We start from the raw sequence: 17,151 nt of genomic DNA, 5'->3' as shown, positions 1-17,151 counted from the left end.
TACTATGAATAATCAATCTAAAGGTGTTCAAAATAGCGGAGCAAACATAGATGTAAAAGACTATCTATTTAAAGTGCTGGCTTATTGGAAATTATTTTTGGTAACTATAATTATTGGTTTAATTGTAGCCAAATTTATGAATGGTTACTTACAGAAAAAATTTAGTTTAGAGACTGTTATTTCCGTAAAAGAAGAAAATAATCCTTTATTTTCTACAGGAACAAATATTGCATTTAATTGGGGTGGTTCTAGTGACGAATTAGAAACTGTAAAGGTTATTTTACAATCTAGATCTCATAATGAAATAGTAGTTAAACGTCTAAACTTTTATATTCAATATTTTCAAGATGGTAAGTTTAGGTTAGAAGATAAATATGGTTATACCCCATTTACAGTTAATTTAAATACCACTAAACCTCAATTACTTAATAAATTAATCAGTATTGAATTTACTAGTGATACAACTTTCAAACTTTCTTTTGATTATAATGAATCGGGAAATAATGCGATAATTAATTATGATACGAATACAATATCAAGTTTACCTTCAACAGAATTAAATTATTCAAAAGATTATAAAGCAGGTGAACCAATAGAAACTCCATTTTTTAGTTTTACAATTAAACAATTAGCTCCTTTTAATGCAGGAGAACAATTTTTTATAAAGTTTGCTAGTTTTGATGGAACTGTTGGTGCTAATAAAGGTGTTTCTGTAAGTACGATAACAAATGCAGCTTCGATGCTAAGGCTTCGTAAAGATGGTGTTAATAAAAAAAGATTAGAAGATTATTTAAATGCTACGGTAAAAGTTTTAGATTCTGTTAAACAAGTTCAGAAAATTGAATATGCAGTTAAAACCAGAGCTTATATTGATACATTATTTAAAGATGAAGAACAGAAATTAATAAAACTAGAAAAAGAATTAGGTGAATATAGAGAGAAGAATAATATTTTCGATTTATCTACTCAAGGTACAGAAATTTTTGGTGAAGCTATAAGCATAGAAAAAGAGAAACAACAAATACTAAGTTATAGAGAGTATTTAAATAACTTAAAGAGTTACTTAAAATCTAATAATAAATACAACAGAGATAATTTAGTTCCGGCTACACTTCAAATAGAAGATCTTAAAATAGCTGAATTAATTAATAACTTGGTGACAAAATCTAGTTTTAGAGAAAGTCTAAGAAATCTTGTAAAAGACAATCATCCAGATGTTATTCAAATATCTAGAGAGATTGAGATTATTAAAAATAATTTATTAGAAAATATTTCTTCTTTAGAACAGGTAAATAGTAATAGGTTAAGAAAATTAAATGCAAATCTAAATAAGTATCAGTCTCAAAAGAGAAAACTACCGAAGAAAGAGCAGGGGTTACTAACTTATCAAAGAGATTATGAATTGTCTGAGGCAAATTATAATTATTTAAAGCAGAAAAAATATGAAGCGGGTACAGCTATTGCTGCAAATGTTTCTGATGTTAAAATTATTGATACTGCTAAAGATTTAGGTCAAGGGCCAAATTATCCAATACCTAGTTTTAACTATTTAGTAGCTATTATGTTGGGTGGTATTTTACCATTATTTTACATTATTATTAAAGAAATTTTAGATAATAAGATTCATACTGCAGAAGAAATTCAAAATAATTATTCAATTCCTGTTTTGGGTGTAGTTGGTAATAATGCAGGTAATAACAATTTAGCAGTTTTTGAAAGGCCAAAATCTTCGGTGGCAGAATCTTTTAGAGCTCTTCGATCTAATATTCAATTTTTATTTAAAGATGCAAGTAATAAAGATTCTAAAACGCTTATTTTAACCTCTTCTGTAAGTGGAGAAGGTAAAACCATGATATCTATAAACATGGCAACTGTTTTTGCGTTAAGTGGTAAAAAGACAGTCTTATTAGGTTTAGATTTAAGAAAACCTAAAATTTATGACGATTTTAATTTGCCAAATGACATAGGAATTGTTAATTATTTGATTAAGCAAAAAACTTTAGAAGAAGTAATTACACCAACAAAAATACCAAACTTAGATTTAATTTTATCAGGTCCAATACCTCCAAATCCGTCGGAATTATTATTAGGTAATGCTGCCGATGAAATGATAGAACAATTGAAAAAAGATTACGATTACGTAATTATTGATACGCCTCCTGTAGGTTTAGTTTCTGATGCTTTAGAATTATTTAAACATTCTGATGCTGTTATTTATGTGGTTAGACAGAATTACACAGAAAGAGGTATGATGAGAATGATTGATGATAAGTATAAAAACAAAGAAGTTGCTAATATTAGTTATGTTTTAAATGATTTTTCTATCAAAAACAAATACGGATATGGTTACGGTTATGGCTACGGTTATGGTTACGGCTACGGTTATGGTAAGTATGGTTATGGATATCACGAGAATGAGGAAAGCACGAGTTTTATGTCTAGAGTATTTAATATTTTTAAACCTAAAAAATAATTTTATAAATGATTTCTAAATCAGAATACGCACCTTATTTTGAGCAATACATGCAGTTGGTTTCTGTAAAAGAGATGTCTATAATTGATAATTTAGAAGCATCTCAAAAAGAGTTTCATAATTTATTAGACAATTTACCTGTAGAAAAACATAACTATGCTTATGATGAAGGTAAATGGACGTTAAAAGAACTGATACAACATGTAATAGATACGGAGAGAGTATTTTGTTACAGAGCATTATGTTTCGCCAGAAATGATAAAACAGAATTGCCAGGTTTTGATCAAGATATTTTTGTTGATAATGATAATGCAAACGATAGATATTTTTATGAGTTACTTTCAGAAATGAATGTTTTAAGAAAATCAACCATACAAATGTTTAAAAGTTTTACTTCAGAAGCTCTTTTAAGAAAAGGAATTGCTTCTAAAAACTCAATTTCAGTTAGGGCATTAGGTTATTTATTCTCAGGTCACCAATTACATCATGTAAATATTATAAAAGAAAGATATTTGTAAAAAAAACCGAAGCATTTAAGCTTCGGTTTTTTTATTTAATATTCGGTTTTGTCTTCTTTTTCAGACCATTTTTGAAAAGGTTCTAAAGCAATTTCTCTTCCAATTTGTTCAAAAGGAATACTTCTTTTTTCGTAAGGTAACGGAATTTCTTTATATATAAACTCATCATCAAAACCAATATTTGCAGCATCTTGCTGATTGCTTCCGTAATAAACTTTATCAGGTCTTGCCCAATAGATTGCACCTAAGCACATAGGACAAGGTTCACAAGAAGTGTAAACAATACAGCCATCTAACTGAAAAGAGTTTAAGTTTTTACAAGCATCTCTTATTGCAGTAACCTCTGCGTGTGCTGTTGGATCGTTTGTAGAAGTAACCTTGTTGTTTCCTCTACCTACAATTTCACCGTTTTTTACAACAATACAACCAAAAGGTCCTCCTTCATTGTTACTCATTCCTTTTAATGCAGCTTTTACTGCTTCACTCATAAATCCTTCGTGATTTGTCATCTTCATTAACTTTATTTATAATTATTTTTTAAGCCAAAAAAAAGCTGCAAAATTAATTACAGCTTTTAATTCTTGTAATTTCAATTTTATTTTAAGCTACCAGTCATTTCTTCTGGTTTAACCCATTCGTCATATTCTGCTTCAGTAACATACCCTAAACGAACAGCTTCTGTTTTTAGTGTTGTTCCGTTAGCATGAGCAGTATTAGCTATTTCTGCAGCTTTGTAATATCCTATTTTGGTGTTTAAGGCAGTAACTAACATTAAAGAGTTATTTACCAACTCTGTAATTCTAGAGTGATTTGGCTCTATACCTGTAACACAATTTTCTTCAAAAGAAACACATGCGTCACCAATTAATTGTGCAGATTGTAAAACATTTGCAGCCATCATTGGTTTAAAAACATTAAGTTCATAATGACCTTGCGTACCACCAATTGTTACGGCAACATCATTACCCAAAACTTGCGCACAAACCATTGTTATTGCTTCTGCTTGTGTAGGATTTACTTTACCTGGCATTATAGAAGACCCTGGTTCGTTTGCAGGGATAATAATTTCTCCTATTCCAGATCTTGGTCCAGAAGACATTAAACGAATATCGTTTGCTATTTTATTTAAAGAAACGGCAATTTGCTTTAAAGCGCCATGTGTTTCTACCAATGCATCATGAGCAGCTAAAGCTTCGAATTTATTTTCTGCAGTAATAAAAGGTAAATCCGTAAACTCTGCTATATATTTAGCAACCATTACATCATAACCTGCAGGTGTATTTAAACCTGTACCCACAGCTGTACCACCAAGTGCTAACTGACTTAAATGTGCTAAAGTATTTTCTAAAGCTTTTAAGCCAAAATCTAATTGCGCTACATAACCAGAAAATTCTTGCCCTAAAGTTAAAGGTGTAGCATCCATTAAGTGAGTTCTACCAATTTTAACTACATCTTTAAAAGCAACGGCTTTATCATTTAAAGTATTTCTAAGTTTTATTATTCCTGGTATTGTTGTCTCTTTAATCTTTTTATAAATTGCAATATGCATTCCTGTTGGAAATGTATCGTTAGAAGATTGAGATTTGTTAACATCATCATTGGGTTGAATTGTTTTCTCACCTTCACCGATAACTTTTCCAGCTATTTCATGGGCCCTGTTTGCGATAACCTCATTTACATTCATATTAGATTGCGTACCAGAACCTGTTTGCCATATAACTAATGGAAATTGATCATCTAGTTTACCTTCTAAAATTTCATCACAAACTTGTGCAATTAAATCTCTTTTTTCTGTAGCTAAAACTCCTAACTCTGCATTTGTAAAAGCTGCTGCTTTTTTTAAATATGCAAAACCATATACTATTTCTAAAGGCATAGAAGCTGCGGCACCAATTTTAAAATTGTTTCGAGAACGTTGTGTTTGTGCTCCCCAATATTTATCAGCAGGAACTTCTACATTTCCCATTGTGTCTTTTTCTATTCTGTATTTTGACATTTTAACTTTATTTTAGATCGAACAAATTTACAAAAACTAAGCTAAATCTTAATAAAACAAACTATTAAATACTATTGAAAAAAAATAATTTTTGATAGTAATTTTTAAAAATTAGTATTATTTTTGCTGTAATAATTTTTCAAAATATATAAATGTTAGATTTTTCACAATTTTCAGGTTTAGTTTTATTTATGTTTATTTTTACAGCTGGTTTTTGGTTGTTAATTTTCTTGTTAACATTTGTAGTACCTTATTGGATTGGTGGAACTATTTGGGAAAATTTAAAACTAAAAAGTGATGCAAAAAAGGCAGCAGAAGGTAAATAGTCTTTTTTCTTAAGATATTAAAAAAACTCGTTCAATTTATTTGAACGAGTTTTTTTGTTTTTAATTTTGAGGGATTTTACATAATTAATTTTCTATCTAAATATAAACGCTCAGAGTTTTATAAAACTCTGAGCGTTTAATATTAAAACTCGTCTCCGCCACCATCATCATCTCTTTGTTGTTGGTTTCTTTCTTTCTGGCTTTTATTCTGATTAAATCTATATGTAAAGTTTAAAGAAACTTGACGAACACGCCATTGAAAGGTTTGGTTCGAAATATTTGTAGGGTTTTCTCTACTTGGTGCAAAAGCGTTTGTTACATATTTTCTAGAGTTAAAAACATCACTAACATTTAAGACCAATGTACCTTTGTCTTTTAAAATATCTTTACTAAAAGCTAAGTTTGCAGAGAAAACTCCGTCTGTGTCGCTCTGAGCATCACTTCTTGGTCCTCTGTAAAACAATCTTGTTTGCCATTCGATATCTAAAGGCAAGCTAACTCTTGCGTCAAACCTTGTAAACCAAGATGTATTTTTTGCATCAAAATCTTGTGTAACACTTGTAACTGTATTCGTTGTTGGGTTTGTTATATCATAAGTATATTCTCCGTTTGTTTCAAACTGAAAAAAGTTAAAACTACCAGAAAGCTTTATTTTTCTAGACGGATTGTAGTTGGCATTAAACTCGAAGCCCATTCTATCTTCCGAAGCCAAATTAATAGGCTCTCTAACCAATACATTTGTTTCTTTATTATTTATAATTCTCACTTCTTCTCTGTTTACTCGTACAATGTTGTTTGTAGAATGCTGATAATAGATAGAAGAGTTTAATGTTAATTTTCCCCAACGGTTTAAGTAACCTAAGTCAAAAGAATTTGTATAAGTTGGGTCTAAGTTAACGTTACCTTTAGAAATAACAGTTTCGCTGGCTCTGTTTTCAAACGGATTTAAAAAACGAGATCTTGGTCTTCTTAATCTTCTACTATAACCTAAAGTAAAGCTTTGATCATCGTTAACTTCATAACCTAAATTTACGGTAGGAAAAAAGTCTGTAAATCTTTTCTTATAATTTTCTTGAGTTGTTAAAAGATTTATATCTATTGCTGTAATTTCTGCTCTTAAACCTAATAAATAAGAGAACTTATTTATCTTGTTTCCGAATTGAGTGTAAAATGCATTAACGTTTTGAGTAAATTCTAAGTTATTAGACGGATTAAATCTTGGATCTAAATTAGGAGCAACAACTAGATAATTAGAAGTTAAATCTTGAAAATTACCTCTATAACCAGCTTCAAATTGTGCACTTTCTCCGATTGGTAAAACATAATCTGCCTGAAATAGGTTGTCAACAGAAATCTCTTTTGTTGAATTAAACTCTAAATTTGTGTCAAAAATATCTGCACTTTCAAATTCATTACTAGCGTTGTACTGATAATCAACAGTAAGTTTATGACCTTTATCATTAAAGTTATTAGCATAATTTAAAGAGAATTGTAAAGATTCGTCTTTTTCGTCTTCATCTTGAATTCTTACCGAGTTGTATAAATTGTTACCAGAAGGATCAAAAGAACTTATGTTGTTTGTAGAATAAGAATTGTTATTAGAACTTCTTACAAAAACAGTACCTGTAATAGAACTATCATCATTTAAATAATACTCTAAACCTACATTACCATTAAAACCAGCACGATTTCTGTCGAAGTTTCTTTTTTCTGTTCTTAAACTATCGATTGCACCGTCAGATAAATAAGTAATATCTGCTAAATAATTACCAGGTCCTTTTCTATCATTATATCCAAAATTAGAAAAAACATTAACTTTTTCTGTACGCATATTTAAATTTACGGCACCTTGATAGTTCTGCGGATCACCTACAGTAACATTTACAGAACCATTAAATCCAACGGCTTTTCCTTTTCTTAAAATAATATTTAAAATTCCTGCGGTACCTTCAGCATCATATCTTGCAGATGGTGATGTAATAACTTCTACACGTTCTATGGCATCAGAAGGTAATTGTCTTAAGGCATCTGCACCATTTAAACCTACTAAAGCAGATGGTTTTCCATCAATTAAAATTCTTACGTTTTCACTTCCTCTTAAACTTACTGCTCCTTCCGGATCAACATCAACAGAAGGTACATTGTCTAAAACATCAGAAGCGGTACCACCTTTTACTGTCATATCTTTACCAACATTGTAAATCTTTTTATCTAAACGAATATCTACTGTAGATTTTTCTGCTACAATTACAATTTCATTTAAACTATTAGTATCTTCTGCTAGTTTAATTGTACCTAAATTTTTGTTAGATGTAATTTCTTCTGCAGGAAAACTTATCGATTTAAAAGAGATAAATTCTACACTAATTTGATAATTGGCTTTTGGTAGTTGAATCGAAAAGTTTCCGTCTAGATCTGTAATTCCTCCAGAAACTTTTTCTGTTTTGGTGTTTTTTATAATTATAGTTGCATATTCTAAAGGTTGATTAGTTTTAGCATCTATAACTTTACCAAAAATTTTAATTGTGTTTGCAGCGTCTTTGCTTTGCGAGAATGTTGTTGAAATAGTAAATAAACAACAAATAAAGAATGTAAATTTTTTTGTCAAAACTGAGTTGGGTTTTCTTTTAAGACTACAAAAATCATTTATAGTTTAATCCAACTCAGTTAAAGAAAAGTTAAAGAAATGCTAATTCATTTTTAACTATAAAATTGTAGCAATATTTTCTGGAGGTCTACCAATTACTGCTTTGTTGTTATTTATAACTATTGGTCTTTCTATTAATTTAGGATTTTCTATCATAGCAGTAACTATTTCATCATCAGAAAGCTCTTTTCCTTTAAAATTTTCTTTCCAGATTTTTTCTGTTTTTCTAACTAATTGAATAGGAGAGACGCCTAGTTTTTCAATAATAGCTTTTAATTCTTTTTCTGATGGAATTTCTTCTAAATATTTAACTATTTCGAACTCTTTTTTAGATTCTTCTAATATTGCTAAACCTTGTCTAGATTTAGAACAACGCGGATTGTGGTATATTTTTATCATAATTAGGATTATTTTTAAGAGGTTTCTTTTTGTCCGTTCATCATTAAATAAGATTTTAAAAACGGATTAATATCACCATTCATTACATTATCTACATTACCGGTTTCATGGGCAGTTCTAACATCTTTTACTAATTTATAAGGATGCATTACGTAGTTTCTAATTTGGCTTCCCCATTCATTTTTTAATTTTCCAGATTCTATTTCGTCTCGTGTTGCTTGTTGTTTCTGCAACTCGATTTCATACAATTGAGATTTTAACATTTTTAAAGCTGTAGCTCTATTATCGTGTTGAGATCTAGAGTTAGAGCAAGAAATTTGAATTCCGGTTGGTTTATGTGTTAGTTGTACTTTTGTTTCAACTTTATTTACATTTTGTCCGCCGGCACCACTAGATCTAGCAGTTACAATTTCAATATCAGCAGGATTAATTTCAATTTCTATAGAATCATCAGCAACCGGAAAAACGTAAACAGAACCAAAAGTTGTATGTCTTTTTGCATTCGAGTCAAACGGAGAAATTCTAACCAATCGATGCACACCATTTTCTCCTTTTAGCCAACCAAAAGCATAATCGCCTTCAATTTCTATAGTTATAGTTTTAATACCAACAACATCGCCAGCTTGATAATTTAAAGTTTTAAGTTTGTAACCTTGTTTTTCTGCCCACATTGTGTACATTCTCGATAACATTTCTACCCAATCGCAACTTTCTGTTCCGCCAGCACCTGCATTAATTTGTATCGTTGCAGATAAAGAATCTCCTTCATCAGAAAGCATATTTTTAAATTCTAAATCTTCTAAAAAAGTACTTGTTTTTTCAAACTGGGCTATTACTTCACTTTCATCTACTTCGCCTTCTTTATAAAATTCATATAGCACATTTGTGTCTTCATATAAAGAAATGGTTTTATTGTAGTCTTCTACCCACTTTTTTTTGAACCTTAATTCTTTCATCAATACTTCTGCTTCTTTTGGGTTGTTCCAAAAATCTGGGTTTGCAGTTTTTTCTTCCTCATTGGCAATTTCAATGAGTTTTTTATCAATTTCTAAATAAGATTTTAATTTATCTATTCTTGTAGCTATGTCTTTTAACTGTTCTTGTGTAACCATATATAAAGCAAAAATAAATGAAATTTTAAGATTTCTTGTTTTTTAAGTTGATAGTTATTTTATAGATTTATAAAAAATATACCAAACATGAAAAAACTACTACTTATTCTCTTTTTTATTACAATTTCTTTTGATGGATTTTCGCAATTTTTTACTGATAAAAAAAGTGACAAAATGCAAAAAGGAATTACAAAATACGAAGGTTATTTTACGTATTATTATGATGTAAATTCAGATAAAATTTACCTTCAAGTAGAAAAAATAGATTCAGATTTTTTATATGTTCGTTCTCTTTCAGAAGGTGTGGGTTCTAACGATATTGGGTTAGATCGAGGCCAATTGGGTAGCGGCGTAGTTGTGCATTTTAAAAAAGCGGGTAATAAATTATTACTTGTTCAGCCAAATCAAGATTTTAGAGCAATAACTTCTAATAAAGAAGAAAAGCAATCTGTAAAAGAAGCCTTTGCTAAATCTGTTTTACATGGTTTTGTAATCAAAGAAGAAAAAAATGGCAAGTTTTTGGTTGATGCAACCTCTTTTTTTATGAGAGATGCGCATGGTGTTGCAAGAACTTTGGCAAGAAATAATCAAGGTAATTATAGTTTAGATAAAAGCAAATCTGCATTTAATTTAGAGCGTACCAAAGCGTTTCCAAAAAATGTAGAATTCGATGTTTTATTAACTTTTAAAGGAAGTGCTAGAGGTTATAATATTAGAAGTGTTACGCCAGATGCAAGTTTGGTTACTGTACACCAACACCATTCTTTTGTAGAATTACCAGATGATAATTACAAACCAAGAAAATTTGATCCAAGATCTGGAGGTTATCCAATGTCTTATTTAGATTATGCAACTCCTGTAAACGAATCGATTACAAAACGATTTGTTTATAGACATCGATTAGAAAAGAAAAATCCGAAAGCCGCAGTTTCTGAAGCTGTAGAACCTATAATTTATTATTTAGACAGAGGTACACCAGAACCTGTACGTTCGGCTTTATTAGAAGGTGGTAGATGGTGGAATCAAGCTTTTGAGGCAATTGGTTACAAAGATGCTTTTCAAATGAAAATGTTGCCAGAAGGTGCAGACCCTTTAGATATTCGTTACAACATGGTACAATGGGTTCATAGATCTACAAGAGGTTGGAGTTACGGTGGAAGTATTTCTGACCCAAGAACAGGTGAAATTTTAAAAGGGCATGTTAGTTTGGGGAGTTTAAGAATTCGTCAAGATTTTTTAATAGCACAAGCTTTACAAGCACCTTATAAGAATAAAAAAGCAGAAGATGATTTTGCTTTGCAAATGGCAATTGCAAGAATTAGACAATTATCTGCACACGAAATAGGGCATACATTAGGCTTTGCACATAATTTTGCTGCAAGTACAAATGGTAGAGCTTCTGTTATGGATTATCCGCATCCGCAGTTTTCATTAAAAAATGGTAAAATTGATTTTTCTAAGGCTTATGATGATAAAATAGGTGATTGGGATAAAGTTACTGTTGCATATTTTTATCAAGATTTTGAAAAGGATGAAGAAAACGAACTGAATAAAATTTTAGATAATGCAACTGCAAAAGGTTTAAAATACTTATCAGATTCTGATGCTAGACCACAAGGAAGTGCAAGTATTTCTGCGCATTTGTGGGATAATGGTGGCAATGTTCACGACGAATTATATAATATTTTAGAAATTAGAAAAAATGCAATTCAAGATTTTTCTACGGATAATATAAAATCTAATCAACCATATTCTGTTTTAGAAGATGTATTTGTTCCGCTGTATTTTTTCCATAGATTTCAAACAGAAGCTACTGTGAAAATTATTGGTGGTTTAGAGTATTCTTATGCAGTAAAAGATGGTAAAGAAACAGTTGTAAAAAACGCTTCTGGTGCATCAGAAAGAATAGCATTGCAAGCTGTTTTAAAAACTATTGATGTAAATGAAATCGCAATTCCGAAAGATAAGTTGTCTTTATTTCCGCCAAGAGCAATGGGGTTTGGTAGATCTAGAGAATCTTTTAAAAGTAAATTAGGTGTAGAGTTTGATGCTTTTAGTGCAGTAGAAACAGCAAGTGAAATGACGTTGAATTTATTATTGAATCCGCAAAGAGTTTCTAGATTAGTAGCTCATAAAAGCTTAAACAAGAATAATTTAGGTTTCAATGAGTTATTGCAAGAATTGATTACAAAATCAATAAAAAAGAATTACAACGATTCTTATTACCAAGAACTTCAAAATGTTATAAATGTTAAGCTTTTAGAACAATTATTTTATTTAGCAGCTAATAAAAATCAGTACAAACAAGTAAATGCAATTGTAGATTATAATTTAAATGAGATTAAAGATTATTTAAAAAACACGAATAAAACAGGAGTTCAGAAAATGTATAATTTATCATTGATTAAAATGATAGATAATTTTATGAAAAATCCAGCGTCATTTAAAAAAACAAGAGCACCAAAAATTCCAGATGGTTCGCCAATAGGAAGTTTTAATTAAAAGTTTAGAAAGATTAATACATGATTATAGATTTAATTTCGGATACAGTTACAAGACCAACAAAAGAAATGTTGGCTTCGATGATGAGTGCTAAAGTTGGTGATGATGTTTTTAACATGGATCCTACGGTAAATGAATTGCAAGAAAAAGCTGCTAAAATGTTTGGTATGGAAGCTGCTTTATTTTTTCCTTCTGGTACGATGGCAAATCAAACAGCTATAAAATTACATACACAACCAGGTGATCAATTAATTTGCGATAAATATGCACATGTTTATAATTACGAAGGTGGTGGTGTTGCTTTTAATTCTGGTGTAACTTGTAAATTGATTGATGGTAACAGAGGTATGTTTACTGCAGAACAGTTAGAAGAAGTTGCTAGTACAACACCTCAAATATATTTACCTTTTAATAAATTAGTTTGTATAGAAAATACAACAAACAAAGGTGGTGGAGCATGTTGGGATTTTTTTGAATTAGAAAAAATTAAAAAAGTAACTAAAGATAATAATTTAAAATTTCATTTAGACGGAGCACGTTTATTTAATGCTTTAGTCGCTAAAAATGAAACTCCAAAACAATATGGGCAATTGTTTGATACTATTTCTATCTGTTTATCAAAAGGTTTAGGTGCCCCAATTGGATCAATCTTATTAGGTTCTAAAAAAGATATAGAAAAAGCCTTAAGGTTAAGAAAATTATTGGGTGGTGGTATGAGACAAGTTGGTTTTTTAGCAGCTGCCGGAATTTACGCATTAGACAATCATGTAAATAGATTGGCTGAAGATCATCAAAAAGCAAAAGAAATAGGAATTGTTTTAAAATCTTGTTCTTACATTACAAAAGTAGAAAGTATAGAAACAAATATTGTTATTTTTTATGTTGATAAAGAAATAGGAGCAGACAATTTTATAGCTAAAATGAAAGACAAAAATATTTTATTAACTCCTATGGGAGAAGGTAAAATAAGAATTGTAACGCATTTAGACTATACCAATGAGATGCATGAAATCTTATTAAGAGAATTAAAAAATTTTTAGAAGTAAAAGCGAACTATAGGAGAAATAGGTGAAGCAAAAACACTTTTATTTTCATCATATAAAACATCATATCTAATTCCGACAGCAAATCTACCTTGGTTGTAAGCCACACCCAAGTGTAGTGCTGGGAAATTTGTATTTACAGATGCAAATTGATCTTTTTGATTCGCAAAATTATAATCAAATTCACCAGATAATTGCACACCAAATTTTGTTTGATATAAAGAGATAATACTTGCGCCATAAACACTTGTAGAAAAATCGTTAATTTCTGAATACAAATAATTTAAACCTGCACCTAAGGCAAAACCGTTATCAAAATTATATATGGCACTCGGTGAAATACCAATAGTAGTTTGGCTTCCGAAACCTAAACTAACACCACCGCCAAATTGTACGTTTTCCCAAAAATCTGACTTTTGAGAAAATAAAGACATAGATAAACATAGGCATACAAGTAAAAAAATCTTTTTCATAGCATTTAATTTTATAAGTTGCCGTCTAATTTAGCTAATTCTTTATAATTTCTATTTAGTTTTCTTAATAAAAATCCATAAAGTAATTGATAAAATAACCACAATATAGCTAAAGCTACTATTGTAACTACCAATGTTAGTAATACAATAAGTAGTATTTGCTTTCTTGATAAATCATCAATATTTAAATTGATATTAGCTACAGAAACAATTATTAGCAATAAAGCCATGTAACCTAAATTAAATAGCATGTAGTTTCTAACAGTTTTTCTAGTTTTAAGAATTTTCTTCATCAACAATTTTGTAGAATCAGATGTTGAAATTTTTTGGTAGTTCTTATAAAACATTATCAAAAAATAGAAAATTATTAAATAGGCTAATATTTGTGAATAATATACAAAGTTCTCTAAACCTAACTTTTTGTATTCGTCATACGCTTCATCCATATCAACAAAAAAGTACATAGAATTTAAAATTACAAATTCTAAAATACCAATAATAAATATCCATTTTACAATAGATGATGATCTAGATTGTGCAAGTTTGTAAATTTCTACAGTAGAAAATTTACTTTCTTCTTCTGGTTGATTTTTCCAGGCTTTTTTATAATTATCTAATAAATCCATAGTTTATGGGTTTAGAATGTTTTTTAACTTTTCTTTTGCTCTATTCATTTTAACTCTTGCATTTACACTGGATATTCCTAGTGTTTCCGAAATTTCTTTATACGGTTTATCTTCTAAGTATAAAAAAATGAGCGCTTTATCAATATCATTTAACCTATGAATCGCTTTATAAAGTGCTTTTAATTGCACTTCTTCGGTATCATCATAATCTGTAGCTTTAATTTTAAAGGCAACATCACTAAAATCTTGAGTTTTTACTCTTCGGGTAGATTTTCTATATAATGAAATTGCTGTATTTAGCGCTACTCTATACATCCAAGTACTAAATTTAGAATCTCCCCTAAATTTTGGGTAGTTTTTCCAAACTTGTATGGTTATTTCTTGAAACAAATCGTTATGAGCATCTTTATTTGTAGTATAAATTCTACAAATTTTATGCGCAATATTTTGGTTTGTTTCAAAGTCTACTAAAAATTTAGCTTCTAAATCTTTTTGCACTTTTGTAATTAGGTTAGTTATTTATAAGTAGCGTAAATGTAGAAAATGTTACAATTATTATAAAAAATATTTTTTTGAATTAAATTTCTTTACATTTGTTGAATAATAAACGAGAAACATTGAACAATATTAAGCAAGATTTTACGATTAAGGACCTAGAAAATATATCTGGTATAAAAGCACATACTATACGTATTTGGGAAAAAAGGTATAATTTGCTAGAACCACAAAGAACAAATACCAACATAAGATATTATTCTCATAAGAATTTACAAAAGCTATTAAATGTTGTTTTACTATCTAAAAACAACTTTAAAATATCTAAAATAGCAAAAATGACTGATGAAGAAATTTTTGAAAATTCTAGAGAAGTAGCTTTTAAAGAAGGCTTAAACGACGAAGCAATTAATGCATTTAAGTTATCCATGCTTCAATTTGATAAAGTTTTATTTAATGAAACTTACAATAGATTATTAGAGGTTAAATCTTTTAAAGACATTTTTAAAGATGTTTTTATTCCGTTTTTAAATTATATAGGTTTATTATGGCAAACAGATACTGTGTTGCCAGCGCATGAACATTTTATATCGAATTTAATTTCTCAAAAAATTCACATAAAAACAGAAAATTTAGAACAGCAAAACACAACTTCAGACAAAGTTTTTGTATTATTTCTTCCAGAAAACGAAATTCATGAATTAGGTTTATTATATTTAAATTATGAATTAGTTCTTAAAGGATATAATACGATTTATTTGGGGCAAAATTTACCTCTAAACAATCTTAATTATTTCTTTAAACACAATACTAAACTTTGTTTTGTAACTTCATTAACAGTGCAGCCTTATGAAGATAAAGTTGAGGACTATTTTAAGGAAATTGAAGAAATTTTACAAAACACACATCACGATTTTATTGCAATAGGTAGAAAAACAAATTTAATAAAACATAATACTTATAACTTTAATGTATCATTTTTTGATACTGTTACAGATGTGTTAAAACAAATATAAAATTTACATTAAATAAATATAATGTTTAATAATTATATATATTTGTTAAACAAAATTAAATATGAGCAAAAATATATATATTATTGGTTCTGGTTTTTCTGCTTTATCAGCTTCTTGTTATTTAGCTAAAGAAGGATATAAGGTTACAGTATTAGAAAAAAATGATACTTTAGGTGGTAGAGCAAGACAATTTAAAAAAGACGGTTTCACTTTTGATTTGGGTCCGTCTTGGTACTGGATGCCAGATGTTTTTGAAAGGTTTTTTGCAGATTTTGGTAAAAAAGCATCAGATTATTATGTTTTGGATAAATTAAATCCTGGCTATGAAGTATATTTCGGAGAAAACTCATCGTTAAAAATTTCTGAAAATTTAGAAGAGATTTATCAAATGTTTGAGAACGAAGAGGCTGGTAGTGCAAAGCATTTAAAAAGCTTTATAAGTTCTGCAAAATCAAATTATGATACAGCAATAAAAGATTTAGTTTATAAACCTGGTGTTTCTCCTTTAGAATTGGTAACAACAAAAACTGTTACAAGAGTTTCTCAATTTTTTTCTACTATATCTAAACAAGTCAGAAAAAATATAAAGAGTAAAAAACTCATAAAAATATTAGAATTTCCTGTGTTGTTTTTAGGTGCAAAACCTAGTGATACTCCTGCTTTTTATAATTTTATGAATTATGCAGATTTTGGATTAGGTACTTGGCATCCAAGAGGAGGAATGTATAAAGTAGTTGAAGGAATGGTCGCTTTAGCAACTAGTTTAGGCGTAGAGTTTAAAGTAAATGCTAATGTAGATAAAATTGTTACAAATAGTAATAATGAAGTTGCTGGTTTAGTTGTAAATGGCGAAAAAATTGATACAGATTTGGTATTGAGTGGTGCAGATTATCATCATACAGAAACTTTATTGAATGAAGATGAAAAACAGTATTCAGAAAAATACTGGAGTAAGAAAACTTTTGCGCCTTCGTCTTTGCTTTTTTATGTGGGTTTTGATAAGAAAGTAGAAAATGTAAGTCATCATACATTATTTTTTGATACTGATTTTGAATTACATGCAAAAGAAATTTACGATAATCCTAAATGGCCTTCAGATCCATTGTTTTATGCAAATTTTACATCTATTACAGATAAAACTTCTGCACCAGAAGGTAAAGAAGCAGGTTTTTTTCTAATTCCTTTAGCACCCGGAATAGAAGATACTGAGGCTTTAAGAGAAGAATATTTTCATAAAATTTTAGATAGATTTGAAACTTTAACAAACCAAGAAGTTAAAAAACACGTATTGTTTAAAAGGTCTTTTTGTGTTAAAGATTTTAAGCAAGAATACAACTCTTATAAAGGTAATGCATACGGAATGGCGAATACGTTATTGCAAACTGCATTTTTAAGACCAAAAATTAAGAGTAGTAAAGTTAAAAATTTGTATTTTACAGGGCAATTAACAGTTCCAGGACCAGGTGTGCCACCAGCTTTAATTTCTGGAAAGATTGCAACAGAATTAATAATTAAAAACCAATAA

The 17,151-nt window shown here is 29.2% G+C and carries 15 protein-coding genes; 7 read left to right on the top strand and 8 right to left on the bottom strand.

Annotated features, from left to right (window positions below):
* Window positions 1-4: 4 nt before the first annotated feature.
* Both B5464_RS14470 and B5464_RS00885 read left to right on the top strand, forming a co-directional pair.
* A complete protein-coding gene (locus B5464_RS14470; protein ID WP_079736817.1) occupies window positions 5-2,473 on the top strand; it encodes an exopolysaccharide transport family protein in 2,469 nt (822 codons plus the stop codon).
* Window positions 2,474-2,481: 8 nt separating this feature from the next.
* Window positions 2,482-2,991: a DinB family protein gene (locus B5464_RS00885; protein ID WP_079736816.1), complete on the top strand. Its 510-nt coding sequence runs from the start codon at window positions 2,482-2,484 to the stop codon at window positions 2,989-2,991.
* A 35-nt stretch (window positions 2,992-3,026) separates the two neighbouring features.
* On the opposite strand, the gene B5464_RS00880 is transcribed toward B5464_RS00885, so the two are convergent.
* Window positions 3,027-3,500, bottom strand: coding sequence for a nucleoside deaminase (locus B5464_RS00880; protein WP_079736815.1), 474 nt, complete (start codon window positions 3,498-3,500; stop codon window positions 3,027-3,029).
* Window positions 3,501-3,586: 86 nt separating this feature from the next.
* Complete coding sequence (gene fumC / locus B5464_RS00875) at window positions 3,587-4,987, bottom strand: class II fumarate hydratase (RefSeq protein ID WP_079736814.1); 1,401 nt, start codon at window positions 4,985-4,987, stop codon at window positions 3,587-3,589.
* 152 nt (window positions 4,988-5,139) lie between these two features.
* On the opposite strand from fumC, the gene B5464_RS14395 reads away from it, so the two are divergent.
* Entirely contained in the window at window positions 5,140-5,313 is a 174-nt protein-coding gene (locus tag B5464_RS14395) for a hypothetical protein (protein ID WP_172830837.1), read from the top strand.
* Window positions 5,314-5,455: 142 nt separating this feature from the next.
* On the opposite strand, the gene B5464_RS00870 is transcribed toward B5464_RS14395, so the two are convergent.
* From B5464_RS00870 to prfB, 3 genes are all read right to left on the bottom strand, one after another.
* Window positions 5,456-7,921, bottom strand: coding sequence for a TonB-dependent receptor (locus B5464_RS00870; RefSeq protein ID WP_079736813.1), 2,466 nt, complete (start codon window positions 7,919-7,921; stop codon window positions 5,456-5,458).
* A gap of 96 nt (window positions 7,922-8,017) precedes the next feature.
* The gene (gene arsC, locus B5464_RS00865; protein WP_079736812.1) at window positions 8,018-8,359 is read right to left on the bottom strand and encodes an arsenate reductase (glutaredoxin); all 342 of its coding nucleotides are present in this window, start codon (window positions 8,357-8,359) and stop codon (window positions 8,018-8,020) included.
* Window positions 8,360-8,373: 14 nt separating this feature from the next.
* Complete coding sequence (gene prfB / locus B5464_RS00860; protein ID WP_079736811.1) at window positions 8,374-9,471, bottom strand: peptide chain release factor 2; 1,098 nt, start codon at window positions 9,469-9,471, stop codon at window positions 8,374-8,376.
* Between the two features lie 87 nt (window positions 9,472-9,558).
* Between prfB and B5464_RS00855 the strand changes: the two genes are divergently transcribed.
* Both B5464_RS00855 and B5464_RS00850 read left to right on the top strand, forming a co-directional pair.
* A complete protein-coding gene (locus tag B5464_RS00855) occupies window positions 9,559-11,973 on the top strand; it encodes a zinc-dependent metalloprotease (protein WP_079736810.1) in 2,415 nt (804 codons plus the stop codon).
* A gap of 20 nt (window positions 11,974-11,993) precedes the next feature.
* Entirely contained in the window at window positions 11,994-13,013 is a 1,020-nt protein-coding gene (locus tag B5464_RS00850) for a low specificity L-threonine aldolase (RefSeq protein ID WP_079736809.1), read from the top strand.
* Here the strand turns inward: B5464_RS00850 and B5464_RS00845 are convergent.
* From B5464_RS00845 to B5464_RS00835, 3 genes are read right to left on the bottom strand one after another with little or no spacing between them, the layout of a single operon-like run.
* A complete protein-coding gene (locus tag B5464_RS00845; protein ID WP_154066912.1) occupies window positions 13,010-13,489 on the bottom strand; it encodes a hypothetical protein in 480 nt (159 codons plus the stop codon). The two genes, B5464_RS00850 and B5464_RS00845, sit on opposite strands and share 4 nt — an antisense overlap.
* A gap of 11 nt (window positions 13,490-13,500) precedes the next feature.
* Window positions 13,501-14,115: a hypothetical protein gene (locus B5464_RS00840; RefSeq protein ID WP_079736807.1), complete on the bottom strand. Its 615-nt coding sequence runs from the start codon at window positions 14,113-14,115 to the stop codon at window positions 13,501-13,503.
* Window positions 14,116-14,118: 3 nt separating this feature from the next.
* Complete coding sequence (locus B5464_RS00835) at window positions 14,119-14,613, bottom strand: RNA polymerase sigma factor (protein WP_077809560.1); 495 nt, start codon at window positions 14,611-14,613, stop codon at window positions 14,119-14,121.
* Window positions 14,614-14,732: 119 nt separating this feature from the next.
* Here B5464_RS00835 and B5464_RS00830 point away from each other — a divergent pair, with 119 nt between their 5' ends.
* Both B5464_RS00830 and B5464_RS00825 read left to right on the top strand, forming a co-directional pair.
* Window positions 14,733-15,626, top strand: coding sequence for a MerR family transcriptional regulator (locus tag B5464_RS00830; RefSeq protein ID WP_231963619.1), 894 nt, complete (start codon window positions 14,733-14,735; stop codon window positions 15,624-15,626).
* 61 nt (window positions 15,627-15,687) lie between these two features.
* The gene (locus B5464_RS00825; protein ID WP_079736805.1) at window positions 15,688-17,151 is read left to right on the top strand and encodes an NAD(P)/FAD-dependent oxidoreductase; all 1,464 of its coding nucleotides are present in this window, start codon (window positions 15,688-15,690) and stop codon (window positions 17,149-17,151) included.

Origin of the sequence: Polaribacter sp. KT 15 (genome assembly GCF_900143115.1) — a bacterium.
GTDB lineage: Bacteria > Bacteroidota > Bacteroidia > Flavobacteriales > Flavobacteriaceae > Polaribacter > Polaribacter marinaquae.
Note: the sequence above shows the minus strand (reverse complement) of the source record. Positions and strands in the feature narration are given on the sequence as shown.

What these genes read in the sequence shown, in the direction of transcription:
- B5464_RS00825 (WP_079736805.1), top strand. Translation starts at nt 15,688, where the DNA reads ATGAGCAAAAATATATATATTATTGGTTCTGGTTTTTCTGCTTTATCA.
- B5464_RS00885 (WP_079736816.1), top strand. Translation starts at nt 2,482, where the DNA reads ATGATTTCTAAATCAGAATACGCACCTTATTTTGAGCAATACATGCAG.
- arsC (WP_079736812.1), bottom strand. Translation starts at nt 8,359, where the DNA reads ATGATAAAAATATACCACAATCCGCGTTGTTCTAAATCTAGACAAGGT.
- prfB (WP_079736811.1), bottom strand. Translation starts at nt 9,471, where the DNA reads ATGGTTACACAAGAACAGTTAAAAGACATAGCTACAAGAATAGATAAA.
- B5464_RS00880 (WP_079736815.1), bottom strand. Translation starts at nt 3,500, where the DNA reads ATGACAAATCACGAAGGATTTATGAGTGAAGCAGTAAAAGCTGCATTA.
- B5464_RS00845 (WP_154066912.1), bottom strand. Translation starts at nt 13,489, where the DNA reads ATGAAAAAGATTTTTTTACTTGTATGCCTATGTTTATCTATGTCTTTA.
- fumC (WP_079736814.1), bottom strand. Translation starts at nt 4,987, where the DNA reads ATGTCAAAATACAGAATAGAAAAAGACACAATGGGAAATGTAGAAGTT.
- B5464_RS14395 (WP_172830837.1), top strand. Translation starts at nt 5,140, where the DNA reads ATGTTAGATTTTTCACAATTTTCAGGTTTAGTTTTATTTATGTTTATT.
- B5464_RS00850 (WP_079736809.1), top strand. Translation starts at nt 11,994, where the DNA reads ATGATTATAGATTTAATTTCGGATACAGTTACAAGACCAACAAAAGAA.
- B5464_RS00840 (WP_079736807.1), bottom strand. Translation starts at nt 14,115, where the DNA reads ATGGATTTATTAGATAATTATAAAAAAGCCTGGAAAAATCAACCAGAA.
- B5464_RS00855 (WP_079736810.1), top strand. Translation starts at nt 9,559, where the DNA reads ATGAAAAAACTACTACTTATTCTCTTTTTTATTACAATTTCTTTTGAT.
- B5464_RS14470 (WP_079736817.1), top strand. Translation starts at nt 5, where the DNA reads ATGAATAATCAATCTAAAGGTGTTCAAAATAGCGGAGCAAACATAGAT.